The sequence below is a fragment of the Streptomyces yamdrokensis genome, assembly GCF_053890455.1.
Genome location: NZ_CM132679.1, coordinates 1,908,139 through 1,931,160, shown reverse-complemented (window position 1 = coordinate 1,931,160; position 23,022 = coordinate 1,908,139). Strand labels below are relative to the sequence as shown.

The 23,022-nt window shown below is 70.9% G+C and carries 18 protein-coding genes; 16 read left to right on the top strand and 2 right to left on the bottom strand.

From position 1 onward, the window contains the following. Positions 1 to 200: 200 nt before the first annotated feature. The gene (locus tag ACWZEH_RS08060; protein ID WP_456196933.1) at positions 201 to 749 is read right to left on the bottom strand and encodes a beta-class carbonic anhydrase; all 549 of its coding nucleotides are present in this window, start codon (positions 747 to 749) and stop codon (positions 201 to 203) included. Between the two features lie 437 nt (positions 750 to 1,186). Here ACWZEH_RS08060 and rsmH point away from each other — a divergent pair, with 437 nt between their 5' ends. The 16 genes from rsmH (at position 1,187) to ACWZEH_RS07980 (ending at position 19,189) form a co-directional block, all read left to right on the top strand. Continuing rightward, positions 1,187 to 2,170 carry a 16S rRNA (cytosine(1402)-N(4))-methyltransferase RsmH gene (rsmH, locus tag ACWZEH_RS08055; protein ID WP_456196931.1) on the top strand — a complete coding sequence of 328 codons (984 nt, stop codon included), beginning with the start codon at positions 1,187 to 1,189 and terminating at the stop codon, positions 2,168 to 2,170. Between the two features lie 56 nt (positions 2,171 to 2,226). Then, entirely contained in the window at positions 2,227 to 2,703 is a 477-nt protein-coding gene (gene ftsL, locus ACWZEH_RS08050; RefSeq protein ID WP_456196930.1) for a cell division protein FtsL, read from the top strand. A gap of 5 nt (positions 2,704 to 2,708) precedes the next feature. Further along, entirely contained in the window at positions 2,709 to 4,685 is a 1,977-nt protein-coding gene (locus ACWZEH_RS08045) for a peptidoglycan D,D-transpeptidase FtsI family protein (protein ID WP_456196929.1), read from the top strand. A gap of 254 nt (positions 4,686 to 4,939) precedes the next feature. Continuing rightward, positions 4,940 to 6,460, top strand: a complete 1,521-nt coding sequence (locus ACWZEH_RS08040) for a UDP-N-acetylmuramoyl-L-alanyl-D-glutamate--2,6-diaminopimelate ligase (protein WP_456196927.1) — start codon at positions 4,940 to 4,942, stop codon at positions 6,458 to 6,460. 4 nt (positions 6,461 to 6,464) lie between these two features. Next, positions 6,465 to 7,871 carry a UDP-N-acetylmuramoyl-tripeptide--D-alanyl-D-alanine ligase gene (locus tag ACWZEH_RS08035; RefSeq protein ID WP_456196926.1) on the top strand — a complete coding sequence of 469 codons (1,407 nt, stop codon included), beginning with the start codon at positions 6,465 to 6,467 and terminating at the stop codon, positions 7,869 to 7,871. Continuing rightward, a complete protein-coding gene (gene mraY, locus ACWZEH_RS08030) occupies positions 7,871 to 8,962 on the top strand; it encodes a phospho-N-acetylmuramoyl-pentapeptide-transferase (RefSeq protein WP_456199495.1) in 1,092 nt (363 codons plus the stop codon). The genes ACWZEH_RS08035 and mraY overlap by 1 nt, the downstream gene beginning before the upstream one ends. Then, positions 8,944 to 10,410: a UDP-N-acetylmuramoyl-L-alanine--D-glutamate ligase gene (gene murD, locus ACWZEH_RS08025; RefSeq protein ID WP_456196924.1), complete on the top strand. Its 1,467-nt coding sequence runs from the start codon at positions 8,944 to 8,946 to the stop codon at positions 10,408 to 10,410. The genes mraY and murD overlap by 19 nt, the downstream gene beginning before the upstream one ends. A 98-nt stretch (positions 10,411 to 10,508) precedes the next feature. After that, positions 10,509 to 11,861, top strand: a complete 1,353-nt coding sequence (gene ftsW, locus ACWZEH_RS08020; RefSeq protein WP_456196922.1) for a putative lipid II flippase FtsW — start codon at positions 10,509 to 10,511, stop codon at positions 11,859 to 11,861. Positions 11,862 to 11,867: 6 nt separating this feature from the next. After that, the gene (gene murG, locus ACWZEH_RS08015; protein ID WP_456196920.1) at positions 11,868 to 12,962 is read left to right on the top strand and encodes an undecaprenyldiphospho-muramoylpentapeptide beta-N-acetylglucosaminyltransferase; all 1,095 of its coding nucleotides are present in this window, start codon (positions 11,868 to 11,870) and stop codon (positions 12,960 to 12,962) included. A 55-nt stretch (positions 12,963 to 13,017) separates the two neighbouring features. After that, a complete protein-coding gene (locus tag ACWZEH_RS08010) occupies positions 13,018 to 13,815 on the top strand; it encodes a cell division protein FtsQ/DivIB (RefSeq protein ID WP_456196918.1) in 798 nt (265 codons plus the stop codon). A 279-nt stretch (positions 13,816 to 14,094) separates the two neighbouring features. After that, a complete protein-coding gene (gene ftsZ / locus ACWZEH_RS08005) occupies positions 14,095 to 15,288 on the top strand; it encodes a cell division protein FtsZ (protein ID WP_456196916.1) in 1,194 nt (397 codons plus the stop codon). Then, positions 15,285 to 16,013 carry a peptidoglycan editing factor PgeF gene (gene pgeF / locus ACWZEH_RS08000; protein WP_456196914.1) on the top strand — a complete coding sequence of 243 codons (729 nt, stop codon included), beginning with the start codon at positions 15,285 to 15,287 and terminating at the stop codon, positions 16,011 to 16,013. The genes ftsZ and pgeF overlap by 4 nt, the downstream gene beginning before the upstream one ends. A 6-nt stretch (positions 16,014 to 16,019) precedes the next feature. Continuing rightward, positions 16,020 to 16,751, top strand: coding sequence for a YggS family pyridoxal phosphate-dependent enzyme (locus ACWZEH_RS07995; RefSeq protein ID WP_456196912.1), 732 nt, complete (start codon positions 16,020 to 16,022; stop codon positions 16,749 to 16,751). Positions 16,752 to 16,879: 128 nt separating this feature from the next. Further along, positions 16,880 to 17,530: a cell division protein SepF gene (locus tag ACWZEH_RS07990; RefSeq protein ID WP_384020502.1), complete on the top strand. Its 651-nt coding sequence runs from the start codon at positions 16,880 to 16,882 to the stop codon at positions 17,528 to 17,530. A 50-nt stretch (positions 17,531 to 17,580) separates the two neighbouring features. Continuing rightward, positions 17,581 to 17,871, top strand: coding sequence for a YggT family protein (locus ACWZEH_RS07985; protein WP_109383520.1), 291 nt, complete (start codon positions 17,581 to 17,583; stop codon positions 17,869 to 17,871). A gap of 52 nt (positions 17,872 to 17,923) precedes the next feature. After that, entirely contained in the window at positions 17,924 to 19,189 is a 1,266-nt protein-coding gene (locus ACWZEH_RS07980) for a DivIVA domain-containing protein (RefSeq protein ID WP_456196910.1), read from the top strand. 259 nt (positions 19,190 to 19,448) lie between these two features. Here ACWZEH_RS07980 and ileS read toward each other — a convergent pair whose 3' ends face one another. Continuing rightward, the gene (ileS, locus tag ACWZEH_RS07975; RefSeq protein WP_456196909.1) at positions 19,449 to 22,616 is read right to left on the bottom strand and encodes an isoleucine--tRNA ligase; all 3,168 of its coding nucleotides are present in this window, start codon (positions 22,614 to 22,616) and stop codon (positions 19,449 to 19,451) included. Positions 22,617 to 23,022: the final 406 nt, after the last annotated feature.

Below are 23,022 nucleotides of genomic sequence, written 5' to 3'. Positions count from 1 at the left end.
TTGCCGCCGTTACCGATTCGTGTCACTCGCCTGTGGACAACTGTCGGCGATATGTCAGGTCGTACGACTTTCGTGGAGTGTCGTTCGGCCTCGCGACGTCCAAAGAGCGGACGCGGGAACCCCGAGGACCCAGAGGACCCGAGAACCCGAGGACCCCGAGGACCCCGAGAACACGGACCTCCTCGGAGCGGGCCGGTGGGTCAGGCGGGGTCGATCTCGCGCAGCAGGCCGGTCTTCACGTCGAAGACGAACCCGCGCACGTCGTCGGTGTGCGGCAGGAACGGAGAGGTGCGCACCCGCTGCATCGACTGCCGTACGTCCTGGTCCACGTCCCGGAAGGACTCCACGGCCCAGGCGGGACGCTGGCCGACCTCCATCTCCAGGTCGTGCCGGAACTCCTCGGTGAGGGATTCCAGACCGCAGTTGGTGTGGTGGATGAGGACCACGCTGCGGGTGCCGAGCGCCCGCTGGCTGATGGTCAGCGACCGGATCACGTCGTCGGTGACCACACCTCCGGCGTTGCGGACGGTGTGACAGTCGCCGAGTTCGAGACCGAGCGCGGCGTGCAGGTCGAGCCGGGCGTCCATACAGGCCACCACGGCGACACGGAGAACGGGCCGGGCGTCCATTCCGGGATCGGTGAAGGCGCCGGAGTACTGCTCGTTCGCCTTCACCAGACGGTCGGTGACCGTGCCCTGGCCGGCCGTCGTGTTTCCTGAGCCCGCAGGAACCGATGCAGAAGTCGTCATAGCCATGACGGTACTGGTCACCCGCTCTCCGGGCCCGCTGTGAGACGGGACAAAGAACGTCATCCGCCTTTCGTGTGAGATGACCCACAAGAGGGGTGTGAGCCCCCTCGTACGGGTGGTTTCCCCGGGACGCGGTTGTCCTCGCGCCGAGGGCCGCGCCGCGCAGGCCGGTTGATTGACCGGGCCACACCGTGGACTAAAGTGACGCGAAGCGGGAGGCGAGACTCCCCACTGCACTGATTTCCCCGGAGAACCGGGCAGCGTCCCGGAGATCTCCCCGCGTGCGCTGCGCGTACGTACGGCTCGGCCTCCTCCCGTTCCCGGCCGGCTGTCGCCTCCGGCGCCGGCAGGCCGCCCCGTCCACACCGGGGGAGGGGGCGGGGGTCCCGGCGGTGCGTCACCGCCGCGCCGGACCGTGAGAAGAGGGCCCAGAACCCATGGGGCGCGAAGCGCATGCGAACACGGGCGGGCAGACCCGGCACGTCCCGGTGATGCTCCGGCGGTGCCTGGACCTGCTGGCGCCCGCCCTGGAGCAGCCGGGAGCCGTGGTCGTCGACTGCACCCTCGGCCTCGGCGGCCACAGCGAGGCCCTGCTGACGCGATTCCCCGAGGCCCGGCTGATCGCCCTGGACCGGGACAGGGAGGCGCTGCGCCTGTCCGGTGAGCGGCTCGCCCCCTTCGGTGAGCGTGCCACCCTGGTCCACGCCGTCTACGACGAACTCCCCGACGTGCTCGCCCGCCTGGGTGTCCCGGGCGCGCAGGGCGTCCTGTTCGACCTGGGCGTGTCCTCCATGCAGCTCGACGAGGCCGACCGCGGCTTCGCCTACGCCCAGGACGCCCCGTTGGACATGCGCATGGACCAGTCGGCCGGCATCAGCGCAGCCGAGGTCCTCAACACCTACCCGCCCGGCGACCTCGTCCGCATCCTGCGCGCCTACGGCGAGGAGAAGCAGGCCAAGCGGATCGTGGCCGCGGTGGTGCGCGAGCGGGAGAAGGCGCCGTTCACCACCAGCGCACGCCTGGTCGAGCTGATCCGCGACGCGCTGCCGCAGGCAGCCAAGCGCACCGGCGGCAACCCGGCCAAGCGCACCTTCCAGGCCCTGCGCATCGAGGTCAACGGCGAACTCTCCGTGCTGGAGCGGGCGATCCCGGCCGCGGTCAAGGCGCTCGACGTCGGCGGACGGATCGCCGTGCTGTCGTACCACTCCCTGGAGGACCGGCTGGTCAAGCAGGTGCTCGCGGCGGGCGCCGCCACCACCGCGCCCCCCGGGCTGCCGGTGGTCCCCGAGCGCTACCAGCCCCGGCTCAAGCTGCTCACGCGCGGTGCCGAACTTCCCACCGAGGAGGAGATCGCCGAGAACCGGCGGGCGGCGCCCGCGCGGCTGCGGGGCGCCGAGCGCATCAGGGAGCACCTCGAATGACGTGCCGGGCACGCGGGTACGGAAGGCAGGCTTCGGGCGGACCCAGGGGGGCGTGAGTGAGCAGGAAACCCGAACTCAGGGGGAGGGCGGCCCGTCTCGCGCGGCTCCTCCCCACGGGACGGGCCCAGGCGGCCCGTACCCCCTTCGTCCTGCTGGTCGTCCTTCTCCTGGGCGGCGGCCTGATCGGACTCCTGGTGCTGAACTCGGCGCTCAGCGAGGGCGCGTTCCGGCTCGACGACCTCGAGCGGGAGACGAAGAGCCTCACCGACGAGGAGCAGGCCCTCCAGCGGGACATCGACGCCTACTCCGCCCCCGACGCCCTCCAGCGCCGGGCCCGTGAGCTGGGCATGGTGCCCGGCGGCGACCCCGCCTTCCTGGATCCCGACGGCGAGGTCAAGGGCGTCCCCAGCCCCGCCGCCGCCTCCCGCGCCCCCCTCGTGCTCGCCCCCGAGGCGCTGGCCACCGCGACGGCCCCGCTCCCGGACACGGCGGCCCACCCCACGTCCACCCCCGCATCGACTACCGGCAGGTGACGGAAGTGTCCGACAGGGAACCGCCCCGCCGCCGCGTGCCCGGCCCCGCCCGGCCCGCCCGCCCGGGCGCCGGACAGCGCCCCGGCCCCGGCACCCGGCAGGCCCGCGCCCCCCGCCCGGCCCCGCGCCCCCGGCCGTCCCGCCCGGCGCCCCCGAAGGTCATCAGGCTGGGCAGCCCCCGTCCCCGGCTGCGCCTGGTCGGCCTGGCGCTGGCACTGGTCCTGAGCGCCTTCGTGGTCCGTCTGCTCCAGGTGCAGGCCGTCGAGGCCGACACCTACGCGGCCAAGGCCGGACAGAACCGCTACGTCGGCCAGGTGCTGGACGCCGAGCGCGGCGAGATCACCGACCGCAACGGCATCGCCCTCGCGACCAGCGAGGACGCCTACGACATCACCGCCGACCCCACGCTGTTCGCCCCGGACCAGCTGGAGATCTCCGACGGCCCCGAACAGGCCGCCGCCCTCCTCGCCCCGATCCTCGGCCAGGACCAGGACCAGCTGGTCGACAAGCTGCGGCCCGAGAACAAGGCCCTGCGCTACGTCAAGCTCGCGAGCCGCCAGACCCCCCAGGTGTGGCAGCAGATCAAGGACCTGAAGTCCGCGCTGGCCAAGAAGGCGGAGACCGACACGTCCTCCGTCAACGTCCTCGCCGGTGTCCTGTCCGTGCCCACCAGCAAGCGGGTGTACCCCAACAACGAACTCGCCGCCGGGATACTGGGCTGGGTCAACGCCGAAGGCAAGGGCGGCGGCGGCATCGAACTCCAGCTGGACAAGCGGCTCGCCGGCGAGGACGGCAAGATCCGCTACGCCCAGTCCGGCGGCCGTCTGGTGCCGACCGCGGGCTCCACCGAGACGCCGGCCGTCCCCGGCAGCGACGTCGAGCTCACCATCGACCGCGACCTCCAGTGGGCCGCGCAGAACGCCATCGGCGAGCAGGTGGAGAAGTCGAAGGCCGACCGCGGCTACGTCATCGTCCAGGACACCCGCACCGGCGAGGTCCTCGCCATGGCCAACGCTCCCGGGTTCGACCCGGGCAACCTCTCCGAGGCCGATCCGGCGGCCCTCGGCAACGCAGCCCTCCAGGACGCCTTCGAGCCCGGATCCACCGCCAAGGTCCTGTCCATGGCGGCCGTACTGGAGGAGGGGGCGGCCACCCCGCAGACGCACGTCGTCGTACCCAACCGGCTGCACCGCGGCGACCGTCTGTTCAAGGACGACGTAGACCACCCGACCTGGTACCTCACCCTCAACGGGGTGCTCGCCAAGTCCAGCAACATCGGCACCATCCTGGCCACCGGCCAGCTCGGCAAGACCCAGGCCGCCGCCAACGAGGTGCTCTACGACTACCTGCGTGCGTTCGGGCTCGGCAGCCACACCGGACTCGGCTTCCCCGGCGAGACCAAGGGCATCCTCGCCCCGCCCGACGCCTGGTCGACCTCCCAGCAGTACACGATTCCCTTCGGCCAGGGAGTGTCCGTCAACGCCATGCAGGCCGCGTCCGTCTATTCCACCATCGCCAACGGCGGCGTACGCGTCGAACCCTCACTGGTGCGCGGCACCAAGGGGCCCGACGGGAGCTTCACCCCCGCCCCGAAGCCCGAGAAGACACGGGTCGTCAGCCAGAAGACGGCGAAGACGCTCGCCCGGATGCTGGAGTCGGTGGTCGACGACGAGGAGGGCACCGGCACCAAGGCGCGCATCCCGGGCTACCGGGTGGCGGGGAAGACGGGTACGGCCAACCGCGTGGATCCGGCCACCGGCAAGTACCACGGCTACACCTCCTCCTTCGCCGGATTCGCGCCCGCCGACCAGCCCCGCGTCACCGTCTCCTGCGTCATCCAGAACGCCACCGAGGGCAGTTACTTCGGCGGCCAGATCTGCGGACCCGTCTACAAGCAGGTCATGGAGTTCGCCCTCAAGACCCTCCAGGTGCCGCCGACCGGCGCCGAACCCGCCGACCTCCCGGTCACCTTCACACGCTGACCGGCCGCGAACCCCTCGCGTCCGGCCGGCACGGAACCACCCAGGAACAGCCCGTGACAACGACCTCCTCCGATCCCGGGAACCGGGACACCCCCCGCCCCGCACCGGAACCCGCCGCCCCGCATTCCTCCCCGTCGGTCCCGCCGGGCGGCACCGCGCGCGGCCCCCACTTTCGCCCCGCGGCGGGTGAGCCCGGTACGCTCACCGCCGTGCCACACGCTGATCAGTCCCAAACCACTCAGAAGGGCCAACCCGTGACATTTCCCGGGCCGCCCCGGCCGGCGCGGGTCACCGCCACACCCCTCGCGGAACTCGCCGGTCAACTGGGTGCCACCGTGCCGCAGCGGACCGCCGACGTCACGGGCATCACCCATGACTCGCGCGCGGTGCGCCCCGGCGACCTGTACGCCGCCCTCCCCGGCGCCCGCGTGCACGGCGCCGAATTCGCCAAGCAGGCCGCGGGCCTCGGCGCGGTCGCCGTGCTCACCGACCCGAGCGGCGCCGAACGCGTCGCCGCGGCCGGGCTCCCCGCCCTGGTGGTCGACGACCCCCGCGCGGGCATGGGCGAACTGGCCGCCACGATCTACGGTCACCCGGGCCGTGACCTGCTCCAGATCGGCATCACCGGCACCTCCGGCAAGACCACCACCGCCTACCTCGTCGAGGGCGGCCTGAAGACCGTCCGCAGTACGGGGCTGATCGGCACCGTCGAGATGCGCATCGGCGACGAGCGCATCAAGTCCGAACGCACCACGCCGGAGGCCACCGACCTCCAGGCCCTGTTCGCGGTCATGCGTGAACGCGGCACCGACGCGGTCGCCATGGAGGTCTCCAGCCACGCCCTCGTCCTGGGCCGGGTGGACGGCTGTGTCTTCGACATCGCCGTCTTCACCAACCTGAGCCCGGAGCACATGGAGTTCCACTCCGACATGGAGGACTACTTCGGGGCCAAGGCGCAGCTGTTCACGCCGCTGCGCAGCCGGCTCGCCGTGGTCAACGCCGACGACGAGTACGGCCGCCGCCTCACCAAGGAGGCCGGCGTCCCCGTCATCACCTACTCCGCCGAAGGACACCCCGACGCCGACTGGCGCGCCGAGGACGTCGAGGTCGGCCCCGTCGACTCCACGTTCACCGTGATCGGCCCCAAGGGCGAGCGGATCGCCGCCCGGTCGCCGTTGCCGGGTCCCTTCAACGTGGCCAACACCCTCGCCGCGGTCGTCGCCCTCGCCGCCGCCGGACTGGACCCGCAGGCCGCCGCCGACGGTGTCGCCGCCGTCCCCGGCGTGCCCGGCCGCCTGGAGCGCGTGGACGCCGGCCAGCCGTACCTCGCGGTGGTCGACTACGCCCACAAGACCGACGCCGTCGAGTCGGTGCTGCGCGCCCTGCGCAGGGTCACCGAGGGCAAGGTCCACGTGGTGCTCGGCTGCGGCGGCGACCGGGACGTCACCAAGCGCCCGGCGATGGGCGCCGCGGCGGCCCGGCTCGCCGACACCGCCGTACTGACCTCCGACAACCCCCGCTCCGAGGACCCCCTCGCGATCCTCGCCACCATGCTCCGGGGCGCGGCCTCCGTGCCCGCCCACGAGCGCGGCGAGGTACAGGTCTTCGAGGACCGGGCCGCGGCGATCGCCGCCGCCGTCGCCCGCGCGCAGCCCGGCGACGCCGTGCTGGTCGCGGGCAAGGGCCACGAGCAGGGACAGGACATCGCCGGGGTGGTGCGTCCCTTCGACGACCGCCAGGTGCTTCGCGAAGCTATCCAGCAGACCCAGGGATGAACTTGTGATCGCCCTCTCCCTCGCCGAGATCGCAGAAGTCGTCGGCGGACAGACGTACGACATACCGGATCCGTCCGTCCCGGTCACCGGGCCGGTCGTCCGGGACTCACGGGAGGTGGTGCCGGGCAGTCTGTTCGTCGCCTTCGCCGGTGAGCGCGTGGACGGCCACGACTACGCGGCCGCGGTCATCGAGGCCGGTGCGGCCGCCGTGCTCGCCTCCCGGCCCGTGGGGGTGCCCGCGATCGTCGTGGAGGACGTCCAGAGCGCGCTGGGCGCCCTCTCCCGGCACGTCGTACGGCGTCTGGGCGCCACCCTCGTCGCGCTGACCGGCTCGGCCGGCAAGACCAGCACCAAGGACCTCATCGCGCAGGTGCTGCGGCGCAGGGCGCCGACCGTCTTCACCCCCGGCTCCCTCAACAACGAGATCGGGCTGCCGCTGACCGCGCTCACCGCCACCCGGGAAACCCGTTTCCTCGTGCTGGAGATGGGCGCCCGCGGGATCGGCCACATCCGCTACCTCGCCGGCCTCACCCCGCCGAAGATCGGCCTGGTGCTCAACGTGGGCACCGCGCACATCGGCGAGTTCGGCGGCCGGGAGCAGATCGCCCAGGCCAAGGGCGAACTCGTCGAGGCGCTCCCCGAGGACGGCACCGCGGTCCTCAACGCGGACGACCCGCTCGTACGGGCCATGGCGTCCCGCACGAAGGCGAGGGTGCTCCTCTTCGGGGAGAGTGACGAAGCGGACGTTCGGGCCGAGAACGTGCGACTCATGGACAGCGGACAGCCCTCGTTCAGGCTTCACACACCCTCCGGTGCAAGCGATGTGACCATGCGCCTGTACGGTGAGCACCACGTGTCGAACGCGCTCGCCGCGGCCGCCGTCGCCCACGAGTTGGGCATGTCCGCAGACGAGATCGCACTCGCGCTCTCCGAAGCGGGCTCCCTCTCCCGCTGGCGGATGGAGGTCACCGAGCGCCCGGACGGCGTGACGGTCGTCAACGACGCCTACAACGCGAACCCCGAGTCCATGCGAGCCGCCCTGCGCGCGCTCGCGGCCATGGGCAAGGGGCGCCGTACGTGGGCGGTGCTCGGCAAGATGGCCGAGCTCGGGGACGAGGCGCTCGCCGAGCACGACGCGGTCGGACGGCTCGCCGTCCGACTCAACGTCAGCAAGCTCGTCGCGGTCGGGGGCAGGGAAGCCGCCTGGCTGCAACTGGGCGCATATAACGAGGGTTCGTGGGGTGAGGAGTCGGTGCACGTGTCCGACGCACAGGCGGCTGTCGACCTGTTGCGCAGCGAATTGCGCCAGGGAGACGTCGTTCTCGTGAAGGCGTCCCGTTCGGTCGGTCTCGAGAGCGTGGCGCAGGCGCTGCTCGCGACCGCTGCCGAGGGTGAGGTCGTCGCCCGATGATGAAGCAGATCCTGTTCGCAGGAGTCATTGGCCTCTTCCTGACGCTGGTCGGCACCCCGCTGCTGATCAAGCTGCTCGCACGCAAGGGGTACGGGCAGTACATCCGGGACGACGGCCCGCGCGAGCACGCCAGCAAGCGCGGTACGCCGACGATGGGCGGTATCGCCTTCATCCTGGCGACGGTCGCCGCGTACTTCCTCGCCAAGATGATCACCGGCTACCTGGACCCCGAGGTCGACGCCGCGCCGACCTTCTCGGGTCTGCTGGTGCTCGGCCTGATGGTGGGCATGGGCATCGTCGGCTTCCTGGACGACTACATCAAGATCGTCAAGCGGCGTTCGCTGGGTCTGCGGGCCAAGGCGAAGATGACCGGCCAGCTGATCGTCGGTATCGCCTTCGCCGTGCTCGCCCTGCAGTTCGCGGACAACCGCGGCAACACCCCGGCGTCCACCAAGCTGTCGTTCATCACCGACTTCGGCTGGACCATCGGCCCGGTGCTGTTCGTCGTCTGGGCGCTGTTCATGATCCTCGCGATGTCGAACGGCGTGAACCTGACGGACGGTCTGGACGGCCTGGCCACCGGCGCCTCCGTCCTGGTCTTCGGCGCCTACACGTTCATCGGTGTCTGGCAGTTCCAGGAGTCCTGCGCCAACGCGCTGACCCTGACCAACCCGGGTGCCTGTTACGAGGTGAGAGACCCCCTCGACCTGGCGGTGGTCGCCTCCGCGCTGATGGGCTCCTGCCTGGGCTTCCTGTGGTGGAACACCTCGCCGGCCAAGATCTTCATGGGAGACACCGGTTCGCTCGCGCTCGGCGGTGTCCTCGCCGGCCTCGCGATCTGCTCCCGCACCGAGCTGCTGCTCGCCATCCTGGGCGGCCTGTTCGTCCTCATCACCATGTCGGTGGTCATCCAGGTCGGCTCCTTCCGGCTCACCGGGAAACGCGTCTTCCGCATGGCACCGCTCCAGCACCACTTCGAACTCAAGGGGTGGTCCGAAGTCCTTGTCGTGGTCCGCTTCTGGATCATCCAGGGCATCTGTGTGATCGTCGGACTCGGCCTCTTCTACGCGGGATGGGCAGCGGACAAGTGACCGCACCAGAGACATCGCAGCCCCCGGAGCCCTACCGGTTCCGGGGCAGGCACATCACCGTCGCCGGGCTCGGCGTCTCCGGCGTCCCGGCGGCCAGGGCGCTGCACGGCCTCGGCGCGCACGTCACGGTCGTCAACGACGGCGACGACGACCGCGCCCGGACCCAGGCGGCCGGACTGGAAGAGCTCGGCATCACCGTCCGTCTGGGCGAACAGGCCGCGAGCACCCTTCCCGAGGGCACCGAACTCGTCGTCACCGCACCCGGCTGGAAGCCCGGCAAGCCGCTGTTCGCCGCCGCCGAACAGGCCGGCGTCCCCGTCTGGGGCGACGTCGAACTGGCCTGGCGGCTGCGTGGTCCCGACGCCCCGCCCTGGCTCGCGGTCACCGGCACCAACGGCAAGACCACCACCGTCCGGATGCTCGCCTCCATCCTCGAGGCGGCCGGTCTGCGCACCGCGGCCGTCGGCAACATCGGCGTCTCGCTCCTCGACGCGGTGCTCGGCGACGAGCCCTACGACGTGCTCGCCGTGGAACTGTCCAGCTACCAGCTCCACTGGTCCTCCTCCGTGCGCGCGCACTCGGCGGCGGTGCTCAACCTCGCCCCCGACCACCTCGACTGGCACGGCTCCATGGAGGCGTACGCCGCCGACAAGGGCCGCGTCTACGAGGGCAACCGGATCGCCTGCGTCTACAACGCCGACGCCACCGACAAGCCGTCCACCGAGGACCTGGTCCGCGAGGCCGACGTCGAGGAGGGCTGCCGTGCCGTCGGTTTCACCCTCGGCACCCCCGGCCCCTCCCAACTCGGGGTCGTCGAAGGCATCCTGGTCGACCGCGCCTTCGTCGAGGACCGCCAGGGCAGCGCCCAGGAGCTCGCCGGGGTCGCCGACGTCGACCCGCCCGCCCCGCACAACATCGCCAACGCCCTTGCCGCCGCCGCCCTCGCGCGCGCCTACGGGGTGCCGGCCGCGGCCGTACGGGACGGGCTGCGCGCCTTCACCCCGGACGCCCACCGCATCGCGCACGTCGCCGACGTGGACGAGGTCGCCTGGGTCGACGACTCCAAGGCGACCAACACCCATGCCGCGCAGGCCTCGTTGGCGGCCTACGAGTCGATCGTGTGGATCGCCGGCGGACTGGCCAAGGGCGCCGTCTTCGACGAACTGGTCGCCGGTTCGGCGAAGCGCCTGCGCGGCGTCGTCCTGATCGGCGCGGACCGCGCGCTGATCCGCGAAGCCCTGGCGCGACACGCACCGGAAGTACCCGTGGTGGACCTCGCCCGGACCGACACTGGGGCGATGCTCCAGGCTGTCCAGGAGGCGAAGCGGCTCGCCCGGCCCGGCGACACGGTGCTGCTGGCCCCGGCCTGCGCCTCGATGGACATGTTCGCCAACTACAACAGGCGCGGTGAGGCGTTCGCACAGGCGGTGCGCGAACTCGGTGCCTGACCCGGCCGCCTGCGCCGGGCGACCTTGGGAGGGACGCGTGGGACCGTCGAGGCACTCGAGGTGCTCGAGGCACCATGGGGCGCACAGCGGAGGCCGTCATGCCCACTAGCCGCACCGGACGGCCTCCCGTGCAGCGGGCGCCCCGCCGCCCCGCCGTGCCCCGGCCCGCCCGCGAGAACCCCCTCCGCGCCCTCCACACGCGGGCGTACAAGGCCTGGGACCGGCCGCTGACCGCCTACTACCTGATCCTCGGCGGCAGCGCGCTGATCACCGTGCTCGGCCTGGTGATGGTCTACTCGGCCTCCCAGATCACCGCGCTGCAGATGTCGCTGCCGGGCTCGTACTTCTTCCGCAAACAGCTCCTGGCCGCCGGCATCGGGGTCGTGCTGCTGCTCGCGGCCTCCCGGATGCCGGTGAGGCTGCACCGGGCGCTGGCCTACCCCATCCTCGCGGGCGCCGTCTTCCTGATGGTCCTGGTGCAGGTGCCGGGGATAGGGATGGCGGTCAACGGCAACCAGAACTGGATCTCCCTCGGCGGTTCCTTCCAGCTCCAGCCCAGCGAGTTCGGCAAGCTCGCCCTGGTGTTGTGGGGGGCCGATCTGCTCGCCCGCAAACAGGAGAAGCGGCTGCTGTCCCAGTGGAAGCACATGCTGGTACCGCTCGTGCCGGCCACCTTCATGCTGCTCGGGCTGATCATGCTCGGCGGCGACATGGGCACGGCGATCATCCTCACCGCGATCCTCTTCGGCCTGCTCTGGCTGGCCGGGGCGCCCACCCGGCTGTTCGCCGGTGTGCTGTCCGTCGCCGCGCTGATCGGCGCGCTCCTCATCAGGACCAGCCCGAACCGCATGGCCCGGCTCGCCTGTCTGGGCGCCACCGAACCCCAGGCCGGCCCCGTCGACTGCTGGCAGGCCGTGCACGGGATCTACGCCCTCGCCTCCGGCGGGATCTTCGGCTCGGGGCTCGGTGCGAGTGTGGAGAAATGGGGCCAACTTCCGGAAGCCCACACCGACTTCATCTTCGCCATCACCGGTGAGGAACTGGGCCTGGCGGGGACGCTGTCGGTACTCGCCCTGTTCGCGGCTCTAGGCTATGCGGGTATCCGCGTGGCCGGACGCACGGAGGACCCCTTCGTAAGGTATGCCGCGGGAGGCGTGACCACCTGGATCATGGCCCAGGCCGTGATCAACATGGGTGCGGTCCTCGGGCTGCTTCCGATCGCAGGTGTCCCCCTCCCGCTGTTCTCCTACGGGGGATCCGCCCTGTTGCCGACCATGTTCGCCATCGGGCTGCTGATCGCCTTCGCGCGTGACGATCCCGCTGCGCGGGCGGCGCTTGCGATGCGGCAACCCCGCTTTGGTAGAAAGCGGGACGGGGGTCCCCAACGATCCCGCAGATGGAACACGATGCGACGGCGCGCCACGGCGGCACGCTCGTCCGGAGAGCGGTGAATTTCGGTGCATGTCGTACTCGCCGGCGGAGGAACCGCGGGCCACATCGAGCCCGCGCTCGCCCTCGCGGATGCCCTGCGCAGGCAGGATCCGTCCGTGGGCATCACGGCCCTGGGCACGGAACGGGGTCTCGAGACACGTCTGGTACCCGAGCGCGGGTACGAACTGGCGCTGATCCCCGCCGTGCCGCTGCCACGCAGGCCCACCCCCGAGCTGATCACCGTTCCGGGCCGGCTGCGCGGCACCATCAAGGCGACCGAGCAGATCCTGGAGCGCACCAAGGCGGACGCCGTGGTCGGCTTCGGCGGCTATGTCGCCCTGCCCGGCTACCTCGCCGCCAAGCGGCTCGGTGTGCCGATCGTCATCCACGAGGCCAACGCCCGCCCCGGCCTGGCCAACAAGATCGGTTCCCGGTACGCGGCCCGGGTCGCGGTCTCCACCCCGGACAGCAAGCTGCGCGACGCCCGCTACATCGGGATCCCGCTGCGCCGATCCGTCGCCACCCTGGACCGGGCCGCCGTACGGCCCGAGGCCCGCGCCGCGTTCGGGCTCGACCCCAACCTGCCCACGCTGCTGGTCTCCGGCGGCTCGCAGGGCGCCCGTCGGCTGAACGAGGTCGTCCAGCAGGTCGCGCCGCGGCTGCAGCAGTCGGGCATCCAGATCCTGCACGCGGTCGGCCCGAAGAACGAACTGCCACAGGTGCAGCAGATGCCGGGAATGCCCCCCTACATCCCGGTAGGTTACGTGGACCGGATGGACCTCGCGTACGCCGCGGCCGACATGATGCTCTGCCGCGCGGGCGCGATGACCGTCGCCGAACTCTCCGCCGTCGGGCTCCCGGCCGCCTACGTCCCGCTGCCCATCGGCAACGGTGAACAGCGGCTGAACGCCCAGCCGGTGGTCAAGGCCGGCGGCGGGCTCCTGGTCGACGACGCGGAGCTGACGCCGGAGTGGGTGCAGCGGAACGTGCTGCCCGTACTGGCCGACCCGCACCGGCTGTACGAGATGTCCCGCGCCGCCGCCGAGTTCGGCCGCCGGGACGCCGACGACCTCCTCGTCGGCATGGTGTACGAGGCGATCGCCGCCCGCGGACAGCGGTAGCGGGGCGCGGTCCGCCGGGCAGGCCGGTAGGGGCGTATGACGGAAGGCAGGATTCGTGGCCGGATCGACGACCGCCGAACGCGGTGAACGTCAGCGGAAGTCGTCCGGCCCGCCGCCCGTGCGGCGGCGCTGGGGGCGGCGGTATCTCCGCCTGGTCGTCATCCTGTCGGTCGCCCTGGTATTCCTCGGCAGCGGCACGTTCTGGCTGCTGTACGGGTCCGATCTGGCCCGGGTGGAGCGGGTGTCCGTGTCCGGCACCCGGGTCCTGAGCCCCGGGGAGGTGCGCGAGGTCGCCGGTGTCCCCGTCGGAGACCCGCTGGCCGCGGTGGACACGGAGGCGATCGCCTCGCGGCTCCGCGAGGAACTGCCCAGGATCGGCACGGTCGACGTGGTCCGTTCCTGGCCGCACGGGATCGGACTGAAAATCACCGAGCGGGTACCGGTTCTTCTGGTCGAAAAGGGTGGCGAGTTCACCGAGATCGACGACGAAGGTGTCCGGTACGCCACGGTTTCCAAGGCACCCGAAGGCGTTCCCCGGCTGGAACTGGACGTGCGCCGGAGCGGCACCACGGCCGCGAGTCTGCGCCGCTTCGGCGAGAGCCGCCTGGTGCGCGAGGCGGTACGGGTCGCGGGTGAGGTGCCGGACGCCGTCGCCCGTACCGCGCGGAGCGTCGAGGTCCGTTCCTACGACGACATCTCGCTGGAACTGACGGGTGGCAGGACGGTCGACTGGGGGAGCGGCGAGAATGGTGCCGCGAAGGGCCGTGCGCTCACCGCTCTGCTGAAAGCGGAGCCCGACGCACGGCACTTCGATGTGAGTGTTCCCACCGCCCCCGCCTCATCAGGGAGTTGACGTACATCAGTGCAGGTCGGCCCCCTGGTTGGGTGGCGCCATGGCTGATCACATAGGGTGAAAAGAAAAACGGGAGGTTCGGCGTGTTCGTTGAACGTGCGCCACTTGTCGACTTAGTGTCCTGTTCAGAAGACTCCAGGGAACAGACACACTGGTAACCCTAAACTTCAACGTTAGGGTTCGGGTCGGCGATACGGACCGTCCCCATCGGCATCAGTCGTCGGACCGCGGCACGGCCGTGAGGCGGCGACACGTAACTCGAGGCGAGAGGCCTTCGACGTGGCAGCACCGCAGAACTACCTCGCAGTCATCAAAGTCATCGGTGTCGGCGGCGGTGGTGTCAACGCCATCAACCGGATGATCGAGGTCGGTCTCAAGGGCGTCGAGTTCATCGCCATCAACACCGACGCGCAAGCCCTGTTGATGAGCGACGCCGACGTCAAGCTCGACGTCGGCCGTGAACTCACCCGCGGACTCGGCGCCGGAGCCAACCCGGCCGTCGGCCGCAAGGCGGCCGAGGACCACCGCGAGGAGATCGAGGAGGTCCTCAAGGGGGCCGACATGGTCTTCGTGACGGCCGGTGAGGGCGGTGGCACCGGCACCGGCGGCGCCCCCGTGGTGGCCAACATCGCCCGCTCGCTCGGCGCTCTCACCATCGGCGTGGTCACCCGCCCGTTCACCTTCGAGGGGCGGCGCCGCGCCAACCAGGCGGAGGACGGCATCGCCGAGCTCCGCGAAGAGGTCGACACCCTCATCGTCATCCCCAACGACCGGCTGCTGTCCATCTCGGACCGCCAGGTCTCGGTCCTGGACGCCTTCAAGTCGGCGGACCAGGTCCTGCTCTCCGGTGTCCAGGGCATCACCGACCTCATCACCACGCCCGGTCTGATCAACCTCGACTTCGCCGACGTCAAGTCGGTCATGTCCGAGGCGGGGTCGGCCCTCATGGGCATCGGCTCGGCCCGCGGCGACGACCGCGCGGTGGCCGCCGCCGAGATGGCGATCTCCTCACCGCTGCTGGAAGCCTCCATCGACGGCGCCAGGGGCGTCCTGCTCTCCATCTCCGGCGGCAGCGACCTCGGCCTGTTCGAGATCAACGAGGCCGCCCAGCTGGTGAGCGAGGCAGCCCACCCCGAGGCCAACATCATCTTCGGTGCGGTGATCGACGACGCCCTCGGCGACGAGGTCCGGGTCACGGTGATCGCGGCCGGCTTCGACGGTGGCCAGCCGCCCTCGAAGCGGGACAACGTCCTCGGCTCCTCCTCGGCCAAGCGCGAGGAGCCCACCCCCGCGCGGCAGCCCGAGAGCCGCCCGTCCTTCGGTTCCCTGGGCAGCGTCACGCCCAAGGAGGAGCCGGAGCAGGCCCCCGAGCCGGTCAGCGACGTCCCGGCCGCCCAGCCGCCCGTCCCGCCGTCCCGTACCTACGCGGACAGCGCGGCCGAGGAACTGGACGTACCGGACTTCCTCAAGTGATAGGACGGCGTGACAGCGTGCGCGGCGCGCACTTCGCCCTCACCGACCGGTGGGGCGGAGTGAGCGCCGCTCCGTATGCGGAGCTCAATCTCGGCGGGGCGGTCGGCGACGACTCCGGTGCCGTGCGCACCAACCGTGAACTGACCGCGAAGTTCCTCGGCCTGGAACCGGCCCGGGTGGTCTGGATGAACCAGGTGCACGGGGCCGACGTGGTCGTGGTGGACGAGCCGTGGGGCGAAAGTCCCGTTCCCGGGGCCGACGCGGTGGTCACCGCGCGGCGGGGCCTCGCCCTCGCCGTGCTCACCGCCGACTGCGTCCCGGTGCTGCTCGCCGACCCCGTCGCCGGTGTCGTCGCGGCGGCCCACGCGGGCCGGCCCGGACTGGTCGCGGGCGTGGTCCCCGCCGCCGTACGGGCGATGACGGAACTCGGCGCCGATCCGGCCCGGACCGTCGCCCGCACCGGCCCCGCCGTCTGCGGCCGGTGCTACGAGGTGCCGGAGCGGATGCGCGCCGACGTGGCCGCCGTCGAGCCGGCGGCGTACGCCGAGACGAGCTGGGGCACACCGGCGGTCGATGTGGCCGGGGGTGTGCACGCCCAGCTCGAACGGCTCGGGGTGGGTGACCGGGAGCGGTCGTCGGTGTGCACGCTGGAGTCGGAGGACCATTTCTCGTACCGGCGGGACCGCGCCACCGGGCGGCTCGCGGGCTATGTGTGGCTGGACTGATGGGGCATGACGGACCGTAAGAACGAACTCGCCGCGAATCTCGCGGACGTGGAGGAGCGGATCGCCGCCGCGTGCGCGGCCGCCGGGCGCGGGCGCGAGGAGGTGACCCTGATCGTGGTCACCAAGACCTTCCCCGCGAGCGATGTGCGGATCCTGTCGGAGCTCGGTGTGCGGCATGTCGCCGAGAACCGTGACCAGGACGCCGCCCCGAAAGCCGCCGAATGTGCGGATCTGCCTCTCGAGTGGCATTTTGTCGGGCAACTTCAGACCAACAAGGTGCGTTCTGTGGTTGGTTACGCCGATTTCGTGCAGTCCGTCGACCGTTCCCGACTGGTCACGACGCTCTCGAAGGAGGCCGTACGCACCGGGCGCGAACTCGGCTGCCTCATCCAGGTCGCGCTCGACGCCGATGAGCCCGTGGCGGGAGGGGGCCGGGGGGAGCGCGGCGGCGTGGCGCCGGGCGGCGTCGCGGAGTTGGCCGGTCTCGTCGCCGGGGCCGAAGGGCTGCGGCTGGACGGGCTGATGACCGTCGCCCCGCTCACCGGGGAGTACGCCGGGCGCCAACAGGCCGCGTTCGAGCGCTTGATGGATTTGTCGGCCGACCTGCGCGCGGCCCATCCTGCTGCGAACATGGTCTCCGCGGGGATGAGTGCGGATCTCGAACAGGCTGTTGCGGCCGGAGCGACACATGTGCGCGTCGGCAGTGCGGTGCTCGGAGTCCGCTCCAGGCTCGGGTAACGTCGCCAGGAAGTCGGACCACAGTAGAAAATATGGTCATTGCCGCTGATCGGCGGATTGAGGACCTTGTGGATCGCGGGCACTTGGCGGTCGTCAGCGGATCCACCACAGAGCGGAGGGCACGGAGAATGGCCGGCGCGATGCGCAAGATGGCGGTCTACCTCGGCCTCGTGGAGGACGATGGGTACGACGGCCGCGGATTTGACCCAGACGACGACTTCGAACCCGAACTCGACCCGGAGTCCGAGCGGGACCACCGGCGGCACGAGCCGTCGCACCAGTCGCACAGCGCACACGGGGCACATCAGCTCCAAAGGGACGAAGAGGTGCGAGTCGCCCAACCGCCCCCGCCTCGTGAACCGGTCGCCCGGTCCGCTTCGCTTCCCGCTGAATCGGCACGCCCGGCGCGCATCGCGCCCGTGGCATCCATCACACAAGAACGCGCCAGCCTGGAGAAGAACGCACCGGTGATCATGCCCAAGGTCGTGTCGGAACGAGAGCCTTACCGGATCACCACACTTCACCCGCGGACCTACAACGAGGCCCGTACCATCGGGGAACACTTCCGCGAAGGCACGCCGGTGATCATGAATCTGACCGAGATGGACGACACGGACGCCAAGCGACTTGTCGACTTTGCGGCCGGTTTGGTGTTTGGTCTTCACGGCAGTATCGAGCGGGTGACGCAGAAGGTCTTCCTCCTGTCTCCTGCTAACGTCGATGTCACGGCGGAGGACAAGGCCCGTATCGCAGAGGGCGGGTTCTTCAACCAGAGCTGAGACGCAGGACCGGACAGAAGCAGGACACAGGGGAGAGGGACAAACAGACCATGAGCGTGTTCGCGCAGGTGATCTACATCGCGCTGATGGTGTTCCTCATCGTGCTCATCTTCCGTCTGGTCATGGACTACGTCTTCCAGTTCGCCCGCTCGTGGCAACCCGGCAAGGCGATGGTGGTCGTACTGGAGGCCACCTACACTGTCACCGATCCACCGCTGAAGCTTCTGCGGCGGTTCATCCCGCCGCTGCGTCTCGGGGGCGTGGCGCTCGACCTGTCCTTCTTCGTGCTGATGATCATTGTCTACATCCTGATCTCCCTCGTGGGCAGTGCGCTGAGGTGACTGTGGACGACATGGGCCTGCCGACTGCCGATGACTACGTTGAGGTGAAGAGATGCCGTTGACCCCCGAGGACGTGCGGAACAAGCAGTTCACGACCGTCCGCCTCCGAGAAGGCTATGACGAGGACGAGGTCGATGCCTTCCTCGATGAGGTCGAAGCCGAACTGACGCGCCTGCTCCGCGAGAACGAGGACCTGCGCGCCAAACTGGCCGCGGCCACGCGCGCTGCTGCCCAGAACCAGCAGAACATGCGCAAGCCTCCGGAACAGCAGGACCAGCAGCAACAGCAGCAACAGCAGCAGCAGGGGCCGCCCCAGGGGATGCCCCAGCAGGGCATGCGAGGTCACGGCGGTCCGGTGCCCGCCGGCATATCGGGCCCGCCGCAGCAGCAGATGGGTGGCCCCATGGGTGGTCCGCCCCAGCTGCCGAGCGGTGCGCCGCAGCTGCCCGCCGGCCCCGGCGGTCAGGGCGGTCCGCAGGGTCCCGGCCCGATGGGTCAGGGCGGCCCCATGGGTCAGGGCGGCCCCATGGGTCAGGGCGGCCCCATGGGCCAGGGTGGCCCGATGCAGGGGCAGATGGGCCAGGGCGGCCCGATGCAGGGCCAGATGGGCCAGGGCGGCCCGATGCAGGGGCAGATGGGCCACGGCGGCCCGATGGGTGGCCCCGGTGGTCCCATGGGAGGCCCCCCCGGCCTTCCCGGACAGCAGGGCGGCCCCGGCGGAGACAGCGCGGCCCGCGTGCTCTCACTGGCCCAGCAGACCGCCGACCAGGCGATCGCCGAGGCCCGTTCCGAAGCCAACAAGATCGTCGGCGAGGCGCGTTCGCGTGCCGAGGGTCTCGAGCGGGACGCCCGTGCCAAGGCGGACGCCCTGGAGCGGGACGCGCAGGAGAAGCACCGCGTCGCGATGGGCTCCCTGGAGTCCGCCCGCGCCACGCTGGAGCGCAAGGTCGAGGACCTGCGCGGCTTCGAGCGCGAGTACCGCACGCGGCTGAAGTCCTACCTGGAGTCGCAGCTGCGTCAGCTGGAGACCCAGGCGGACGACTCGCTCGCCCCGCCGCGTCAGCCCGCCGCCCCGTCGCTGCCGCCGTCCCCGGCGCCCTCCATGGCTCCGGCCGGTGCCGGTGCGCCGTCCTACGGCGGAAACCAGCAGATGGGTGGCGGTCCCGGCCAGTCCGGCCCGTCGTACGGCGGCGGTCAGCAGCAGATGCAGCCGGCGATGACCCAGCCCATGGCGCCGGTGCGTCCGCAGGGGCCGTCGCCGATGGGCCAGGCGCCCTCGCCGATGCGCGGGTTCCTGATCGACGAGGACGACAACTGACGGCCTGATGGCCATGAGTACGGCGTAGCGGCCGACAGCGTTCAGGGCGGGGCCCCGGGTTCGAGAACCCGGGGCCCCGCCCTTGTGCTGCGCGCGTTCGGGCCCCTTTGCGGTGGTTGTTCGAGGTACGGGGCAGTTGTCCGCAGGACGCAACGCCGAAGGGCCCGGGCCGCCGCGTCGTTCTCGGCGGACCCGGACCCTTCGGCGCACCAGGTGGTGCGGGACGCGCTGGGCGCCGGTGTGGACTACCCGCCGGGCCTCACGCCTTGCGGAGACGGAAGGTCAGGGACAGGCCCTCGTCGGTGAACGGCTGTCCGTAGGTGCCGTCCGCCTCGTCCCGGGCGCCGTGCTCATTCACGAAGACCGTGGCCAGGACCTCGTCCGAGATCAGGCCGGAGTGTTCGGTCAGGGCCGAGATCGTGGCGTCGTCCTTCGCCGTCCAGCGCAGGGCGATCCGGTCGGCCACGTCCAGACCGCTGTTCTTGCGGGCCTCCTGGATCAGCCGGATCGCGTCCCGGGCCAGGCCGGCGCGGCGCAGCTCCTCGGTGATCTCCAGGTCCAGAGCGACCGTGGCACCGGCGTCGGACGCCACCGACCAGCCCTCGCGCGGGGTCTCCGTGATGATCACCTCGTCCGGGGCGAGGGTGACCGTCTCACCGTCGACCTCCACCGAGGCGGTGCCCTCGCGCAGCGCCAGGGACAGCGCGGCGGCGTCCGCGCTCGCGACGGCCTTGGCGACGTCCTGGACGCGCTTGCCGAACCGCTTTCCCAGGGCACGGAAGTTGGCCTTGGCCGTCGTGTCCACCAGCGAGCCGCCCACCTCGGACAGGGACGCCAGGGACTCGACGTTCAGCTCCTCGGTGATCTGCGTGTGCAGTTCGGGGTGGAGGGCGCCGAAACCGCCCGCCGCGATCAGGGCGCGCTTGAGGGGCTGGCGGGTCTTGACGCCCGACTCCGCGCGGGTGGCCCGCCCCAGCTCCACCAGGCGGCGCACCAGCACCATCTGCTTCGACAGCTCCGGGTCGATCGCCGTCAGGTCGGCCTCGGGCCAGGAGGACAGGTGGACCGACTCCGGGGCGTTCGGGGTGACCGGCACGACCAGGTCCTGCCAGACCCGCTCGGTGATGAACGGGGTCAGCGGGGCCATCAGCTTGGTGACCGTCTCGACGACCTCGTGCAGGGTGCGCAGCGCGGCCTTGTCGCCCTGCCAGAAGCGGCGCCGGGACCGGCGCACGTACCAGTTGGACAGGTCGTCGACGAAGGCGGACAGCAGCTTGCCGGCGCGCTGGGTGTCGTAGCCGTCCAGCGCCCGGGTCACCTGGTCGGTGAGCGCGTGCAGTTCGGAGAGCAGCCAGCGGTCCAGCAGGGGGCGGTCGGCGGGTGCCGGATCGGCCTCGGACGGTGCCCAGCCGGACGTACGCGCGTACAGCGCCTGGAAGGCGACGGTGTTCCAGTAGGTCAGGAGCGTCTTGCGGACGACCTCCTGGATGGTGCCGTGCCCCACCCTGCGGGCCGCCCACGGGGAACCGCCGGCCGCCATGAACCAGCGGACCGCGTCCGCGCCGTGCTGGTCCATCAGCGGGACCGGGTCCAGGGTGTTGCCCAGGTGCTTGGACATCTTGCGGCCGTCCTCGGCGAGGATGTGGCCGAGGCAGACGACGTTCTCGTACGAGGACTTGTCGAAGACCAGGGTGCCGACCGCCATCAGCGTGTAGAACCAGCCGCGGGTCTGGTCGATGGCCTCGCAGATGAACTGCGCCGGATAGCGGCTCTCGAACAGTTCCTTGTTCTTGTGCGGGTAGCCCCACTGCGCGAACGGCATCGAACCCGAGTCGTACCAGGCGTCGATCACCTCCGGTACGCGCGTGGCCCTCTTCCCGCAGCCGTCCTGCGGGCAGGCGAAGGTGATCTCGTCGATGAACGGGCGGTGCGGGTCGAGGCCCGACTGGTCGGTGCCGGTGAGCCCGGTCAGCTCGGCGAGCGAGCCGACGCAGGTGAGGTGGTCGTCCTCGCAGCGCCAGATCGGCAGCGGGGTGCCCCAGTAGCGGTTGCGGGACAGCGCCCAGTCGATGTTGTTGTTCAGCCAGTCGCCGTACCGGCCGTGCTTGACCGAGTCCGGGAACCAGTTGGTGCCCTCGTTCTCCTCGAGCAGACGGTCCTTGACGGCCGTGGTGCGGATGTACCAGGAGGGCTGCGCGTAGTAGAGCAGCGCGGTGTGGCAGCGCCAGCAGTGCGGGTAGCTGTGCTCGTAGGGGATGTGCCTGAACAGCAGGCCGCGGGCCGCCAGGTCCTCGGTCAGCTTCTCGTCCGCCTTCTTGAAGAAGACGCCGCCGACCATCGGGACGTCCTCCTCGAAGGTGCCGTCCGGGCGGACCGGGTTCACCACCGGCAGGCCGTAGGAGCGGCAGACCCTGAGGTCGTCCTCACCGAAGGCGGGGGACTGGTGGACCAGGCCCGTACCGTCCTCGGTGGTGACGTAGTCGGCGTTGACGACGTAGTGCGCCGGTTCCGGGAACTCCACGAACTCGAAAGGCCGCTGGTAGGTCCAGCGCTCCATCTCGGCGCCGGTGAAGGTCTCGCCGGTGGTCTCCCAGCCCTCGCCGAGGGCTTTGGCGACCAGCGGCTCGGCGACGACGAGCTTCTCCGTGCCCTCGGGGCCCTTCGTCGCGACGACGTAGGTGACCTCGGGGTGCGCGGCGACCGCGGTGTTGGACACCAGCGTCCACGGCGTGGTCGTCCACACCAGGAGAGAGGCCTCGCCGGCCAGGGGGCCGGAGGTGAGGGGGAAACGGACGTAGACGGACGGGTCGACGACCGTCTCGTAGCCCTGTGCCAGCTCGTGGTCGGACAGGCCGGTGCCGCAACGGGGGCACCAGGGGGCGACGCGGTGGTCCTGGACCAGCAGGTCCTTGTCGAAGATCTCCTTCAGCGACCACCAGACGGACTCGATGTACTCCGGGTCCATCGTGCGGTACGGGTCCTGGAGGTCGGCCCAGTACCCCATGCGGGTCGTGAGCTCCTCGAAGGCGTCGGTGTGGCGGGTCACCGACTCGCGGCACCTGGCGTTGAACTCGGCGATGCCGTACGCCTCGATGTCCTGCTTGCCGGAGAAGCCGAGTTCCTTCTCCACCGCCAGCTCCACCGGGAGGCCGTGGCAGTCCCAGCCGGCCTTGCGGCCCACGTGGTAGCCGCGCATGGTGCGGAAGCGGGGGAACACGTCCTTGAAGACGCGCGCCTCGATGTGGTGGGCGCCCGGCATGCCGTTGGCGGTGGGCGGCCCCTCGTAGAACACCCACTCGGGGCGGCCCTCGGACTGCTCCAGGCTCTTGGCGAAGATCTTCTGTTCCTGCCAGAAGTCGAGCACCGCGTGCTCGAGAGCGGGCAGGTCGACCTGGGCGGGCACCTGTCGGTACGTCGGCGTTGTCATCAGCGGGTTTCCTCCGGCGGACTTGCTGCCTTCCGTCCGGAGGGACGAGAGCTGTGTCGATCCCTGCGCCGCCGTCGGCGCGCTCCCGCGGTACCACCCTCCTTGGCTCCCCGGCGCGCCGTGTGCGCCGGTCGGCCCCCTCATTGGGGTCGCGATGCCGGTTCTACTCGCCGCTGTCGTGGGCTGCGGCTTTCCTCCGGCGGCTCCGGGGTGATCTTCGCGTCGCGCTCGCCCCCGGGCTCACACCGTCCCCGGGTCGCTCTGGGCTGCGTACGCCGCTACTCGTCCCCATCCACGCTTTTCGCTCCGCCCAGTGTACGGCGCGCGGCGGACAGCGGCCGACCGGTTATTCCGGGGGCGACGGGTGGAGTGTCCGGGCGGGGGCACGGTGGGGCCCGTGCGCATT

What these genes read in the sequence shown, in the direction of transcription:
- ACWZEH_RS08060 (WP_456196933.1), bottom strand. Translation starts at nt 749, where the DNA reads ATGACGACTTCTGCATCGGTTCCTGCGGGCTCAGGAAACACGACGGCC.
- rsmH (WP_456196931.1), top strand. Translation starts at nt 1,187, where the DNA reads ATGGGGCGCGAAGCGCATGCGAACACGGGCGGGCAGACCCGGCACGTC.
- mraY (WP_456199495.1), top strand. Translation starts at nt 7,871, where the DNA reads ATGAAGCAGATCCTGTTCGCAGGAGTCATTGGCCTCTTCCTGACGCTG.
- murD (WP_456196924.1), top strand. Translation starts at nt 8,944, where the DNA reads ATGGGCAGCGGACAAGTGACCGCACCAGAGACATCGCAGCCCCCGGAG.
- ftsW (WP_456196922.1), top strand. Translation starts at nt 10,509, where the DNA reads ATGCCCACTAGCCGCACCGGACGGCCTCCCGTGCAGCGGGCGCCCCGC.
- ACWZEH_RS07995 (WP_456196912.1), top strand. Translation starts at nt 16,020, where the DNA reads ATGACGGACCGTAAGAACGAACTCGCCGCGAATCTCGCGGACGTGGAG.
- ACWZEH_RS07990 (WP_384020502.1), top strand. Translation starts at nt 16,880, where the DNA reads ATGGCCGGCGCGATGCGCAAGATGGCGGTCTACCTCGGCCTCGTGGAG.
- ACWZEH_RS07985 (WP_109383520.1), top strand. Translation starts at nt 17,581, where the DNA reads ATGAGCGTGTTCGCGCAGGTGATCTACATCGCGCTGATGGTGTTCCTC.
- ACWZEH_RS07980 (WP_456196910.1), top strand. Translation starts at nt 17,924, where the DNA reads ATGCCGTTGACCCCCGAGGACGTGCGGAACAAGCAGTTCACGACCGTC.
- ileS (WP_456196909.1), bottom strand. Translation starts at nt 22,616, where the DNA reads ATGACAACGCCGACGTACCGACAGGTGCCCGCCCAGGTCGACCTGCCC.